This is a genomic window from Arenibacter troitsensis (assembly GCF_900177645.1).
GTDB lineage: Bacteria > Bacteroidota > Bacteroidia > Flavobacteriales > Flavobacteriaceae > Arenibacter > Arenibacter troitsensis.
Genome location: NZ_FXAO01000006.1, coordinates 325,326 through 339,003, shown reverse-complemented (window position 1 = coordinate 339,003; position 13,678 = coordinate 325,326). Strand labels below are relative to the sequence as shown.

Genomic DNA, 13,678 nt, shown 5'->3' with positions numbered 1-13,678 from the left:
ATGGATTTACAGCTCAAGGATAAAGTAATTTTGGTTACAGGAGGTTCCAAAGGAATCGGTCATGGAATAAGTGTATTATTGGCAGCTGAAGGCGCTATTCCGGTCATCATTGGAAGGGATAGAAAAAGTATGTTGGAGGTGGTTGCGGATATCGAAAGAAGTGGCGGAAAAGCCTCTTTTGCCATGGCAGAACTTACAGATCCGGAACAATGTAGACTTGCCGTTGAAAGCACCGTTGAAAAATATGGGAAGATCGATGGGGTGGTAAATAATGCAGGAATCAATGATGGTGTTGGCCTGGAGAATGGGAATTATGAGGATTTTCTAAGGTCTATAAATCGAAACCTTACCCATTATTATCTAATGGCGCATTATGCTTTGCCCGAACTAAAGAAAACCCAGGGAGCCATTGTGAATATAGGCTCCAAGACCTCGGTAACCGGGCAGGGGGGGACATCGGGCTATGCCGCGGCCAATGGGGGGCGTAATGCCATAACCAGGGAATGGGCTGTGGAATTGCTGCCATATAATATTAGGGTCAATGCGGTTATTGTGGCCGAATGTTATACCCCCTTATACGACAGATGGATCAAGACTTTTGATAACCCGGAAGAAAAATTAAAGGCTATAACCGATAAAATCCCGTTGGGACAAAGAATGACTACCGCTGAGGAAATTGCCAGTACTGTGGCCTTTTTACTTTCCAACAGATCTAGTCACACCACTGGGCAATTACTCTTTGTAGATGGCGGATATACCCATTTGGACAGGTCTATTTCTTAAACACTTTTTTAAATTAAATAACAATCTAGACCAGAGAATAATCAATTAACAATAATCAACAATTCAATGAAAGACCAAAGACCACCTGTAGTATCTAAGAAGGTACTAATTCCCTTTATTTTAATTACTACCCTATTTGCGCTTTGGGGTTTTGCCAATGCTGTTACCGATCCTATGGTACAGGCATTTAAAAAAGTATTGGAACTGTCCAATTCCCAGGCTGCCTGGGTACAAATGGCGTTTTATGGCGGTTACTTTTGTATGGCGTTGCCCGCTGCACTTTTTGTGCGTAAATACTCCTATAAAGTGGGGGTTTTAATAGGATTGGCCTTGTATGCAGGAGGGGCTCTATTGTTTTATCCCGCGGCCATAACGGAACAATTTTGGTTCTTCTGCTTGGGACTCTACGTGCTTACCTTTGGGTTGGCATTTTTGGAAACCACTGCCAATCCCTATATTTTGGCCATGGGCGCACCAGAAACGGCTACGCAGCGTTTAAATTTGGCCCAGGCCTTTAATCCAGTGGGATTGCTGTTGGGACTATTGGTGGCACAGCAATTTGTTCTTAAAAAATTACAGTCGGATGATATTGCGGATTATTCTTCCTTGGAGGAGGCGCAGAAGGCCTTGATCAGGACAACGGACCTAATGGTTATTCGAGACCCCTATGTTATTTTGGGATTGGTAATTTTGGCAGTTTTTGTACTGATCATTATTAGTAAAATGCCGCAGGCCAAGGATGAAGGGGGTATACCAAGTTTGGGGGATACCTTTAGTGGTTTGTTTAAGAACCGTAAATACGTGCTTGGTGTAATAGCCCAAATATTTTACGTCGGTGCCCAGATTATGTGCTGGACCTATATTTATCAATATGCCGAGGCCATAGGGATTTCCAGTGAGGATGCCGCCAATTACCAGTTTGCGGCCTTCATCCTGTTCTTGGTGGGTAGGGCCATTGGTACCTATATGCTAAGATTTATGAGCCCAGGTAAACTATTGATGTACTTTGCCATTTTTGCAACGCTATGCTGTATTGGAACTATTTACATTGAAGGTATAATAGGCTTATACTGCTTGGTAGGGATTACCTTTTTTATGTCCCTTATGTTCCCAACCATTTACGGAATTGCTTTGAACGGACTTAATGAGGAGGAATCTAAGATTGGTGCTGCCGGACTTGTAATGGCAATTGTAGGCGGGGCCCTAATGCCTAAGCTTCAGGGAATGATCATTGATGCCGGAGGCAATGCCGTGAACGACATACAAATTATGGGTGCTACCGAAGTGAATTTTTCCTTCATCCTACCGGCACTTTGTTTTGTCTATATAGCATGGTACGGATTGCGTGTATATAAAAAATATGAACTGCAGGCTTAAGGAATGGGATTGGTCCCTTAAGTGGTTTTTAATAATAAACTAAAAAATGTAAAGTAATGAAAAGATATTGTTTGGCATTGGATCTTAAGGATGATCCAGAGTTAATAAAGGCCTATGACGATTACCATAAGGAAGTATGGCCAGAGATCCTTCAAAGCCTAAGGGAGTCGGGAATACAGGATATGGAAATCTATAGGGTGAGGAACCGTATGTTTATGATCATTGATGCGGACGACAGTTTTTCCTTTGAAAAAAAGGCGAAGGTTGATGCCAAGTATCCAGAAAACGAAAAGTGGGAGGAATTGATGTGGAAATATCAACAGGCACTACCATTTGCAAAACCTGGGGAAAAATGGATGCTGATGGAAAAGGTTTTTCAATTGTAAAAACCAAAAACAAAAGGCAAAAACTAAATGATAGGAGCATGAGAAGGATAGTAAATTTTTTTAGATCCGGAACTACCCTAAGATCAATAGTGCTATGTGCTCTCCTATGTGCTTTGAGTTGTAAAACTAAAAGTGAACAAAGTGCAAATACCTTGGCGAATGATGAGGTGGCATTTTCCATAGGGTCATTTGGATATGACAGGGAATTTTTGTCCAAGCACTATAAGAACTTGGTAGTTCTGGATAATGGGGAGTCGAGCATCTTGATTTCCCCGGAACTTCAGGGCCGTGTTATGACCAGTACGGCCTCTGGCGACGAGGGTCATAGCTTTGGATGGATCAACCATGAACTCATTAAATCCGGAGAAATAAAAGAACATTTCAATCCCACAGGAGGTGAAGAGCGTTTCTGGTTGGGACCCGAAGGTGGACAGTACTCCCTTTTCTTTGAAAAGGATTCCAACTTTGAGTTGGACAACTGGTACGTACCCAAGGAATTGGATACAGAGGCCTTTAATTTGGTGAGGAGAACTGAAGATAAGGCGTATTTTGAAAGGGACATGAAATTGGTGAATTATACCGGAACTACCTTCGATTTACGCGTGCAAAGGAATATTAGTCTTTTGGATAAGGAAGATGCCGCTGCAATTCTTGGACTTAGTATTCCAGAAACTCTAAAAATGGTCGGCTTTGCTTCGGAAAACAACTTGACCAATATAGGACCGGAAGATTGGGATAAAAAAACAGGCTTAATGTCTATTTGGATATTGAGCATGTTCAACTCATCGGACCAAGCCACCATAATTGTACCTTTTAAAAATGGGGATGAGGTCGTTTTGGGCAAGAAGGTTACGGACGATTATTTTGGGAAGATTCCAAAAGAGAGATTACAGGTCGGGGATAGCGTTCTCTTCTTCAAGGCAGACGGTAAAGAACGTGGTAAGATTGGAATTTCCCCCCAGAGGGCGCTGCCTGTCTTGGGAAGCTACGATGCCAAGAACAAAGTACTTACCATTGCGAAATTTAGTCTACGTGAGGGTGCTGCCGATTATGTTAATTCTTTATGGGAGTTACAGGAGTTTCCGTATTCGGGGGATGCCGTAAACGCATATAACGACAGTGGGGATTTAGGGCCATTCTATGAATTGGAAAGTTCATCCCCTGCAATGGACCTAAAAGCCAATGAAAGCAGTAGCCATATCCACCAGACTTTTCATTTTGTAGGTGACGAGGACGATTTGGACGAGCTAGCTAAAGGAATATTGGGGGTGTCCATAAAAGAGTTATCTGGGGAAATTTAAATAAAATATCTCCTTCCTTTATATTGCTTTTTATAGATGGGAGGGAAAATTAAAGATAAATATCAAGAACAATTGCAGATTAAAATGCCATGGAGAAAAAAAAAGAAATAAAGATCAACAGCAAATATCCATCCGTTGTAGATTTAAGAAAGAAAGCCCAAAAAAGGATTCCCAAGTTTGCTTTTGAGTACTTGGATGGAGGCTGTAATGAAGATGTAAACCTACATAAGAATACAGCTGAAATTAGGGACATTGAGTTATTGCCCTATTACCTTAGTAAGCATACCGGGTCTAGTATGAAGACCGAATTGTTCGGACATGTATATGATGCCCCTTTTGGAATTGCACCTGTGGGACTCCAAGGATTAATGTGGCCCAATGCCCCTGAAATATTGGCTAAATCTGCCTTTGAACATAATATTCCGTTTATTTTAAGTACGGTTACTACCAGTAGTATAGAACGCATAAGTGAAATTACCGAGGGAAAGGCTTGGTTTCAGCTTTATCATCCTACCGAAGATGCCGTGAGGGACGATATTATTAAAAGGGCCGAAGCCGCGGAATGTCCGGTGCTGGTTATTTTGTGCGATGTGCCTACCTTCGGTTTCCGTCCTAGGGATGTTCGCAACGGATTGGCCATGCCCCCAAAAATGTCGGTTAAGAATATACTTCAGATATTGGGCAAGCCAAATTGGGCCATGCAGACCCTAATACACGGTCAGCCCAACTTTGAAACCCTTAAACCTTATATGCCCAAAGGCTTGGATTTGGCGCAATTGGGTAAATTCATGGACAAAACCTTTTCCGGAAGATTAAATGAAGAGAAGATAAAACCGATAAGGGATATGTGGAAGGGCAAATTGGTGATCAAGGGAGTGGCGAATGAGGCCGATGCTGAAAGTGCCATTAAACTCGGATTGGATGGTATTATAGTTTCCAACCACGGGGGAAGGCAATTAGACGCTGGCGAGTCTACCATAAAGCCTTTAACCAGAATAGCTGCAAAATATGGGGACCAAATAAAGGTGATGATGGATAGTGGCCTAAGGGGTGGTCCGGATATTGCCAGAACTATGGCCAGTGGTGCAGAATTTACTTTTATGGGACGCTCCTTTATGTACGGGGTGGCGGCATTGGGTGCCAAAGGTGGAGACCATACCATTTCTCTTTTAAAAACTGAATTACAACAGGTAATGGAGCAGATTTGCTGCGAGGAGGTAAAGGATTTTCCAAATCACCTGATTTAGGAATTTTTCTCCTTGGGAAATATTATGGTATAGTAGGCGTGGGGCCCTAATGGCTTTTAGGGTTCCAATGAACTGCTTTCTAGGCTGGTCTCATAAGATATCTGTTGCAGCTCTTGGGCAGGTTGCTGAATCTGTTCTATAAGTATACGCAATGCTTTTTGTCCTATTTCCTTTATTGGCTGATGGAGATAGGGGATAGGGTCTTCCAAGAAATTATATGACGAATTTTGGTCGAATACGACCACATCTACCTTTTTAAGTATCTTCCTGTCCAAGCCTAACATTTGGGTCAAACCTTCCTCGGCCAAGGTGTTGGTGTGAAAATAAATAGCATCCACTTCGGCATCCTGCACCAATTCCTTTACCACCCTTTTCATATCTGCTTTTAGGGAGCCGTGATTAATTCTTTTTATCAATTCGGCATCAACGGTCAGTCCGGCCTTTTTAAGGGCTTCTACGTAGCCCTGATGTCTTTCTTTGTAGTGGTGCAACTTTGAATTGTAAAGTACGGCCCCAATTTTTTTGTTTCCCTTTCCCAGCAAATAGTTGGTGGCCTGCATAGAGGCCTTAAAATTGTCTACGGTAACGTAATTGGTGGTAAGGTCATTGAAGTATCTATCTATCAGTACAAAGGGAATTCCTGCTTTGGCCAGATCGGCAATGATTTCTCGTGAACCTTCAGGAGCGGCAATGATAAAACCATCTACTTGTCTCATTTTAAGGAAATCCAAAACCTTGTTGAATTTTTCCACCTTTTCATCCGAAGATCCAAATATCACCGTATAGTCCTGGGAAAAAGCTTCATCCTCTATGGTCCTGGCTAAATTGGAGAAGAAGGGGTTGGAAATATCGGCCACAATAACTCCTATAGAACGTGTTTTATTGGTCTTAAGGCTTCTCGCATTCCAGTTGGGATGATAATTCAATTCCTTGGCTACCTCCCTTATTCTTTTTGCCGTCTTTTCGGATACCCTGTTCTCCTTGCCTTTATTGCTCAAAACATATGAAACCAGGGGTATGGAAACACCCACAATTTTTGCGATATCCTTCAATGATGTTTTAGGTTTCATGTGCCTCTTTGGTTAAAATTGGCCAGTTTGGGCCAATCTTGTGTGTAATATATTGTTATTAAGTAGGTTATAGGTATGGGGGCAACTATTTTCAAAAGAACAAAATTACGAAATTCATACTAATTGGAAACGCTGGCCTTTATTTTCTGATTAAAGGCAAAGTTTCATTCCTGTACCCTTTCCATCCAAAAAAATTATTGCCTAATTAATTTTCATAGATTTCATCGGTCTTTTTATTGAATATGGATATTAGGAAGCCCACTAGGAATATGGCCGCAGTTCCAAATACAATGGTCAAATAGGTGTGGAAGGAAGCGCCAAGGGAATCCTCTCCGAAAAGGGTACCGGATAAGCTCATCCATACAATGACCAAAATGCCCACCAATACCCCGATTAGGGCTCCTTTTACGTTTTTAGTTTTGGAAAATAATCCCAAAAGTAGCAGTCCCAACATGCCGCCACTAAAAATGGAGGAGAGTTTCCACCAGGCATCCAAGGCACTTTTTACATTGATCATGGCTATGGCAATAACGATTCCAATAACACTGATGATGGCCGATGAAATATAGAGTACGCGCATTCCTTCCTTGTCCGATGCCGTCTTTTTAAAATATTTATTGTAATAATCCGTAAGAAAAACGGTGGCGGAACTATTAAAACTTGTTGATATGGTACTCATCCCTGCCGCAAAGATGGAGGCGATCATTAGTCCTGTAATCCCTGCAGGAAGGGCATTCACTATAAAATGGGGGAATACACTATCTCCTTTGTCAATATCCTGAAGTTCTATGGGTAAGGTAGCGGCGGAATGGTAGTAGGCAAAAAGCGAGGTACCGATAAATAGAAATACTGCGGATATAGGCAGATAGATCAAACCACCGATCAGTGCAGATTTTCGGGCTTCCTTATCAGATTTCGAGGCCATATAGCGCTGAACATAATTCTGGTCTATACCATAATTTTGAAGGTTAATGAATATTCCGTAGACGAGTACCACCCAGAAGGTAGGTTCTGTGAGGCTAAGACTGAAACTTCCCAGTCCAAATTTATCATTCTCTGCAGCTATTTCGAATACTTGTCCCGGACCTTCTGGCATATTAAAGAGAATAAACCCAACACAGACCACGGCGCCAACAATTAGAATTATACCCTGTATGGCATCGGTCCATAAAACAGCAGTTATTCCACCCAACATGGAGTAAATGGATACTACCAAACCGGTAAAAATAATGATGGTCACCATATCCCAACCTACAATGGCGTTTAAGGTAAGGGCCAAGAGGTATAAAATGGTCCCGATCCGCATTAGCTGGGTCAGTAAATAACATAGGGAAACATAAATTCTGGCCCAGGCGCCAAAGCGTTGCTCCATATAGGTATAGGCAGAGGGACTATTGATCTTTCTGTACAGGGGAACAAAATATTTTACGGCTATCAGGGAGGCAATGGGAAGGGAAAGGCTAAAGGCCAAGGCGTTCCAATTGGATTGATAGGCATTTCCCGGCAGTGCCAAGTAACTAATGCTACTAACAAAGGTTGCAAAAATGGACATGGTAACTACCCAGCCTGGGATATCGTTGTTGCCCATGGTGTAGGAGGAGGAAGTTCTACTCTTTTTAAAAAACGAGCCTCCGAAAAGGGCTATTCCACCTATGTAAATAAAGAATACGATTAAATCTAAACTGTTCATTGGTATTGGCTATTTAGGTTATATGTATATGCTCTAAAAGTAGGATATTCGCGCTACTTAAGTGTTGGTTAATTGTAAAATCCTTAAATTACTTTAATGGTGTAAATAAACGAAATTGATTTTCAAGGCGTTAATTTGCTTTAACGATTAAGCAATGATAATTAAATATTTCGTCATTTCAAAAGAAAGTGGATTTAATTTGGAGGGGGATGCTTGTCATGTAGATTATTTATTGTTCAATCCAATTTTATCCAAATCCGAGATCTTTACTTTAACCACTTCTATTTTCTGTTTGGCATCCCCGGCAAAGGCAATCAATAGATATCCATTATGCTCCAATACATGGGGGTAGTCTATGTGCCTTCCACCTACCAAATAGCCCATTTTTGTGAATACCATGCCATCATCACTAATGGCCAAGGTTAAAGGGTCCCTTTTTTTGTAATTGGAATTGGAGACCAGGACATATCTGCCATCCTGTAATCGAAGGCCGTGAAATTTGGACCTTGCGTCCGGAAAGTTGGTTTGTACCGGTGCACTCCAGGTTCGCCCATTGTCCGTTGAAAAAGAGCGATATAAAAACCCACTTTTGCGATTGTCCCGAAATAGTGCCATCAAGTTTTTATGGTCTGGTAAAATCCACCAATAGGGCTCTTCTGCCTCAAGGTGCGTACTTGTTCCAAAAACAGGATATACTTCCCATTGGTCAAAACGGTCTTTTGCCCCAACCATAAAATCAACTCCCCTTTCAACATAATCAAAGGACCTGCGCGACATAAACCACTCCCCGTTAGGCAATTTTTTGGGCGGAAAATTATTGATCGCATTTTCCATAACTATGCCATGGTATTCCCATGATTCGGAATCTTTGTTCCATTTAAAGGCATGGAGATTTAGGGACGGACCAAAAAAGCCCTTAGCCTCATCCAGGGAGGCCAAGGCCAAAAAATCGCCCTGGTATTCCCAAAATCCTCTTGAAATCCAACGGAGTCCTTGATCTGTTCTTGTATTGTAATGGGGAGATTCCGGTCCAGATCCTTCGGGATATGGAGTAAGGAATTTAGGTTTTTCCCATTCTAGGCCATCCTTGCTGGTGGCGAATTTTACTACTTGTCCCACCCTGTCCTCAACCCCTGGACCATCGCTCCACATAATCCAATAACGATTGTCATAGTACGCCAGGTAATTGTGTTGGTTAACTCCGTCTGGGGTAACATCGCTTACCACCTTGTGTTCCAAGGGAATTTTAGGGAGTTTGACAAAATCAATTTTATGTGGATCTTGAAGCCAATCTCCCTGTAGCATCAATTGGGATTGTGGATTGGAAACGGGATTGGGATAATCTTCGGTTTTATCCTCTTTACAACTAAAGCACAGGAGGGTAACTGTAAATAACAGAAATATAGCAGTAGAATACCATTTTATTGGACTCTTCAAATTTCTCATACTTATTTTTTTGGATATCAAAAGCGTTTCCAGACGATTCCATCTACCATTTTCCTATACCAATTTACAGTTGACTAGGATCTATGACCACATGTTTTACGGACTGTCTTACATAGGTGTAGGTAATGTGCACCAAGCCATCCGAGGTTTGTATTATGGCAGGGTAAGAGTATCCTGATTCTGCCGGAACATTTTCCAAGGTCATAACGGGTTTCCAGTTTATGCCGTCATCGGATATGGCCAGATTGATCATATTTCTACCCTTGGGTTCTTCTCCCTCTTTTGTGGTGTGATTGTAAATAAGCAACTGCCTGTTATCTTTTAATGTCACGGCATCGGTACCCGAATTGGGATTGGGAAGCTCTGTAGCCGTCATTTTACTCCAGGTCTGGCCTTGATCCTCGGACCAACTTTGGGAAATTACATTTTGTCTTGTTCTACATAAAACCTGCATTTTCCCATTGGGGTAGGTAAGGATACTGGGCTGAATGGCATCAAATTCCTTCCCATCATTGATTGGTCCAACTACCTCCCAGGTCTTGCCATTGTCTTTGCTTATTTCAAAATGTACCATCCAATCCACATCTCCGTCCTCTAGCATAATTTCTGTACTGCTAGGGCTAATGATAGTTCCGTCCTCCAATTGGATAGGCTTATTTTTTACAGGGCCCAATAAGTGCCCAATTTTTTCGTCCGTTCCCATTTTTTCCGGTTTGGACCAGGTTTTTCCACCATCGGAAGAGGAGATTAACATGCCCCACCAAGTCCTAGGGTCAGGTCCCTCTTTATAAAATAATAACAAAGGTCCTTCCTTGGGTTGAAACAATACTGGATTCCACAAGGGGTAGCGCAATGTGTCGTTTTGTATTCCATTGGCCACCTCTACCGGCCAGGTCCATTTACCATCCACCATTCTGGACACTCGGATCCCAACATCGGGATTTTTTTCATGGGTACCTGCAAAAAATGCGCTGACAAGACCAGTCGGGGTTTCTACTATGGTAGAGGCATGGCATTCCGGAGTGGGTTTATTGTCCAAGGGGTAGATAAGCTCCCCGCTTAGGTAGGCACCCTGGCCAGGTTGGGACAAGGGAGGTAAAGTGAAATTTCCGGTGATGTCGTTGCCGCTCTTAAGTTCTTCTGTAGTGGCAGTTTTCTCCGTTTTGCTCTTGCAGGCGAAAATGATAAAAGTCAGTGCGGTTAGAAAATAATGAATGCTTCTCATGGTAATTTTTGTTTTAATGATTTATCGATCAATTTTGGGAACTTAACTTAGGCTTTAGTTTATTATTGGGAACTTTAATTGTTTAAGGCTGGAGGATCCCAAATGGTGGCCGCAATATAGCGTTCTGGACCGGTATCCTTGTCCATAAAATAATAGAGGGCTACAATTTTACCATCTGCACGCTGTACTACCCTTGGATAGCCAAGATCTTTTCCGGATCCGTCGTCACGTAACACATAATCCTTGCTCCATGTACGTCCATTGTCATTGCTAATTTTGGCCCTGATTTCACTCTTGTCCCGATTGTTTTTTATGTCCTCTTCCAAAGCCCTGTATCCATAGATCAGGCATATTCTTCCGTCTTTCATTTTAAGCATGGCGGGGGGATTTCCTTGTCCGCAACTTTCCACTGGGTTGGGCAAAGGGCTCCAAGTAGCCCCATTGTCCTTTGAAAGGTAGGCGTCTATAAATCTATGTGAATCTTCCCTTCTGCGGGTAGTGACCAAAATTTCATTATCGGATATTCTAACGGAAGCCGGCATGATGGAAAATCCTTCTGGTTCTAGGCCAATCCATGCAACAAAGTCCCAGTTTTGGCCGCCATCAATTGTTTTTACACATATAACACGGCCCTCTTTGCCGTTGGCCTTGGCTGCGGTAAGAAAGAGCATGCACTCCTTTTTACCGTCAATGATATAATCGGTCCTAGCTCCAATTCCAGATGTTCCAAAATTGGGAAGTCGAAACGGGCCTTTCCAATCCTTTCCTCTATCATAGGAATACCAAATGCGTGATTCTGCACCATGATGATCTGTCATACGTACCGTATAGGCCAGATTGGGGTTGGCAAAATCTATTTGTTCGGCAGGAATGGGTTCAGGGGCTTTAACATCTTTTCTAATTAGACCGTGATAACTGCCGTTATCGGGAACCACTAGATCCCCATCTACCGCTCCAGGGTCTTCCACCGTCCATGTTTCCCCCCCGTCAAGACTACGGGCCAGCATATGAAGCTCCGTCATTTCTTTGTCGAAATTATGACGATCAGGACCCAAATCCATGTAATTGCCCTTGGAAAAACCTACCAAAATCTCATCGCCCCAATTCCATACGCCATGGTTGGCCGGCCAGCCACCAAACATACCCGGCTCATAGTATACTTTTACATGTTTTACAGATCCTTGTGCAAGCTGGGCATGTAGGTTCATGATACAAAAAAAGTATAGCAGCGCAATAATCAAAGGACATCTTTTGTTGGTCATATATTTTGTGTCAGGGTGAGGACTTGGTTTTAATTTCCTTCAATATATAAAATATGATGGTTCCTTACAGTCCGAATAAACTGTTACTTGCTTAATAAAGTGGACCGTAATTCTGGCAAGCCCTGTAATCGGCCGCTTCTTGGTCCATTCCAAAGGATGCCCAGTCCTTGGGCCTGAAAATTCGTTCGGGTTCAACATTGTGCATATTTACCGGAATCCTTAGCATGGAACAGAGTGTTATTAATTCGTCCCCAAAATGGCCATAACTGAAAGCGCCGTGATTGGCCCCCCAATTGTTCATAACACTGTAAACGTCCTTAAAGGCTTGATCCTGGTTCAATCTTGGGGCAAACCAGGTGGTGGGCCAGGTTGGGTTGGTCCTCTCGTCCAATGTTTTATGTACTTCGTCAGGCAGGTCTACCGTCCATCCTTCCACTATTTGCATTACAGGTCCCAAGCCTTTTACCACATTGATCCTGCACATGGTAACGGGCATTTCGCCTTTGGTAACAAAGTGGGAGGAGTAACCGCCTCCCCCAAAATACTCGTACATGGCTGGTGGCCAGTCTGTTGCTTCCAAGCATTTCGTAGCCTCCGCTTCTGAAATTTCCCAGAAAGGTTTCATGGCGGGTTTCCCGTCTATTTCCTGTTGTCCGGTACCGTCCAAGGTGGAAGATCCAGAATTGATAAGGTGTATAATCCCGTTCGATGCCTTGCCTTGCAATTCATGTCCTGTGACCCTTTCTACGGAAGCCGGACTCCAATAGGTCCTTACGTCTGAAAACATTTGGGCCTGGTTGGTCAATAGATAACCAAATAGCATGGAGATCCCGTTTAAACTGTCATTTTCAGTAGCCATCATAAATGGTGGTCGAATTCCGCTCCAATCGAAGGAAGAGTTTAAGATGGCTTCCATAAAATCGCCATTGGGCATATAATCGTTCCATTGTCGTTGCCCTTGGAATCCGGCGGCAATGGCGCCGTGCCCTAGCGCTTCCTCTCCGAAGCCCAATTCGGCCAATTTTGGATTGCCGATCATTAAATCTCTGGAAATCAAGGTCATTTTAACCACGGTTTCCCATTCTTCATCCATGAGTTCCCTTGACTTCTGCAGCTCTTTGGCGTTGTAATTTTTACCTTCCTTACAGTTCTCCTTAGTCCATTTTAGGGCTCTTTTAAATTCTTCAGGATCAAATATTCCAAGTTGCATCCTACGGTTTACCTCGCTCATGTCCACATATTCGTTCCGCATTCCCAGATAGTCCTGGAAGAAATTTTCGTTTACGATAGATCCGGCTATCCCCATGGATACAGAACCTATGGATAAGTAAGACTTACCGTTCATCATGGCCACTGCCAGTCCGGCTTTGGTGAACTGCAACAATAGCTTTTGAACGTCCTTTGGAATGTTTTCGTCATCGCTATCCTGCACTTCTTTTCCGTAAATACTAAAGGCAGGCACCCCTTTTTGGGCATGTCCGGCCAAGGCGGCCGCTAAGTATACGGCCCCTGGTCTTTCCGTACCGTTGAATCCCCAAATAGCTTTAGGTCGGGTTGGGTTCATATCTATGGTTTCGGTGCCGTAACACCAGCACGAAGTAACGGTGATGGAAAGTCCCACACCTTCCCTTAGAAATTTTTCCTCACATTTTTGTGCTTCGGGAACCCTGCCAATGGTGGTATCCGCAATGACACATTCTACCTTGCTGCCGTTATAGTTTCTGAGGTTGTTGGAAAGAAAATCGGCGACCCGTTGGGCCATGTCCATGGTGGTCTGTTCCAACGACTCCCTTATGCCGCCCAAGCGGGCGTCGATTACTGGTCTTATCCCTACTTTTGGTATTGCTCCTAGATGGTTGTGTTTGCTTTGCATTATTTAAATTTTGATATA

The 13,678-nt window shown here is 43.0% G+C and carries 11 protein-coding genes; 5 read left to right on the top strand and 6 right to left on the bottom strand.

The window, feature by feature from the left end; translation table 11 throughout:
- From B9Y87_RS15365 to B9Y87_RS15345, 5 genes are all read left to right on the top strand, one after another.
- Positions 1-783 (top strand): L-fucose dehydrogenase, encoded by a 783-nt coding sequence (locus B9Y87_RS15365; protein ID WP_085499852.1) that lies wholly within the window; start codon positions 1-3, stop codon positions 781-783.
- Positions 784-849: 66 nt separating this feature from the next.
- Complete coding sequence (gene fucP, locus B9Y87_RS15360; protein ID WP_085499851.1) at positions 850-2,160, top strand: L-fucose:H+ symporter permease; 1,311 nt, start codon at positions 850-852, stop codon at positions 2,158-2,160.
- A 56-nt stretch (positions 2,161-2,216) separates the two neighbouring features.
- Positions 2,217-2,546 (top strand): L-rhamnose mutarotase, encoded by a 330-nt coding sequence (locus tag B9Y87_RS15355; RefSeq protein ID WP_085499850.1) that lies wholly within the window; start codon positions 2,217-2,219, stop codon positions 2,544-2,546.
- A 38-nt stretch (positions 2,547-2,584) separates the two neighbouring features.
- Entirely contained in the window at positions 2,585-3,847 is a 1,263-nt protein-coding gene (locus B9Y87_RS15350; RefSeq protein WP_217807526.1) for a DUF6786 family protein, read from the top strand.
- A gap of 89 nt (positions 3,848-3,936) precedes the next feature.
- A complete protein-coding gene (locus B9Y87_RS15345; protein ID WP_085499849.1) occupies positions 3,937-5,094 on the top strand; it encodes an alpha-hydroxy acid oxidase in 1,158 nt (385 codons plus the stop codon).
- Between the two features lie 56 nt (positions 5,095-5,150).
- Here B9Y87_RS15345 and B9Y87_RS15340 read toward each other — a convergent pair whose 3' ends face one another.
- The 6 genes from B9Y87_RS15340 to B9Y87_RS15315 all read right to left on the bottom strand — a co-directional run bounded on the left by B9Y87_RS15340 (position 5,151) and on the right by B9Y87_RS15315 (position 13,660).
- Positions 5,151-6,164 (bottom strand): LacI family DNA-binding transcriptional regulator, encoded by a 1,014-nt coding sequence (locus tag B9Y87_RS15340; RefSeq protein ID WP_085499848.1) that lies wholly within the window; start codon positions 6,162-6,164, stop codon positions 5,151-5,153.
- Between the two features lie 205 nt (positions 6,165-6,369).
- Positions 6,370-7,854, bottom strand: a complete 1,485-nt coding sequence (locus tag B9Y87_RS15335) for a sodium:solute symporter family protein (RefSeq protein WP_139827250.1) — start codon at positions 7,852-7,854, stop codon at positions 6,370-6,372.
- Positions 7,855-8,079: 225 nt separating this feature from the next.
- On the bottom strand, positions 8,080-9,300 hold the full coding sequence (locus B9Y87_RS15330) for an exo-alpha-sialidase (protein WP_085499846.1): 1,221 nt from the start codon (positions 9,298-9,300) through the stop codon (positions 8,080-8,082).
- A 64-nt stretch (positions 9,301-9,364) separates the two neighbouring features.
- The gene (locus tag B9Y87_RS15325; RefSeq protein WP_085499845.1) at positions 9,365-10,525 is read right to left on the bottom strand and encodes a sialidase family protein; all 1,161 of its coding nucleotides are present in this window, start codon (positions 10,523-10,525) and stop codon (positions 9,365-9,367) included.
- Positions 10,526-10,599: 74 nt separating this feature from the next.
- The gene (locus tag B9Y87_RS15320) at positions 10,600-11,787 is read right to left on the bottom strand and encodes an exo-alpha-sialidase (RefSeq protein WP_085499844.1); all 1,188 of its coding nucleotides are present in this window, start codon (positions 11,785-11,787) and stop codon (positions 10,600-10,602) included.
- A gap of 91 nt (positions 11,788-11,878) precedes the next feature.
- On the bottom strand, positions 11,879-13,660 hold the full coding sequence (locus B9Y87_RS15315) for an L-fucose isomerase (protein WP_085499843.1): 1,782 nt from the start codon (positions 13,658-13,660) through the stop codon (positions 11,879-11,881).
- Positions 13,661-13,678: the final 18 nt, after the last annotated feature.

Coding starts and splice junctions, on each gene's coding strand:
- B9Y87_RS15365 (WP_085499852.1), top strand. CDS start 1: ATGGATTTACAGCTCAAGGATAAAGTAATTTTGGTTACAGGAGGTTCC.
- fucP (WP_085499851.1), top strand. CDS start 850: ATGAAAGACCAAAGACCACCTGTAGTATCTAAGAAGGTACTAATTCCC.
- B9Y87_RS15355 (WP_085499850.1), top strand. CDS start 2,217: ATGAAAAGATATTGTTTGGCATTGGATCTTAAGGATGATCCAGAGTTA.
- B9Y87_RS15350 (WP_217807526.1), top strand. CDS start 2,585: ATGAGAAGGATAGTAAATTTTTTTAGATCCGGAACTACCCTAAGATCA.
- B9Y87_RS15345 (WP_085499849.1), top strand. CDS start 3,937: ATGGAGAAAAAAAAAGAAATAAAGATCAACAGCAAATATCCATCCGTT.
- B9Y87_RS15340 (WP_085499848.1), bottom strand. CDS start 6,164: ATGAAACCTAAAACATCATTGAAGGATATCGCAAAAATTGTGGGTGTT.
- B9Y87_RS15335 (WP_139827250.1), bottom strand. CDS start 7,854: ATGAACAGTTTAGATTTAATCGTATTCTTTATTTACATAGGTGGAATA.
- B9Y87_RS15330 (WP_085499846.1), bottom strand. CDS start 9,300: ATGAGAAATTTGAAGAGTCCAATAAAATGGTATTCTACTGCTATATTT.
- B9Y87_RS15325 (WP_085499845.1), bottom strand. CDS start 10,525: ATGAGAAGCATTCATTATTTTCTAACCGCACTGACTTTTATCATTTTC.
- B9Y87_RS15320 (WP_085499844.1), bottom strand. CDS start 11,787: ATGACCAACAAAAGATGTCCTTTGATTATTGCGCTGCTATACTTTTTT.
- B9Y87_RS15315 (WP_085499843.1), bottom strand. CDS start 13,660: ATGCAAAGCAAACACAACCATCTAGGAGCAATACCAAAAGTAGGGATA.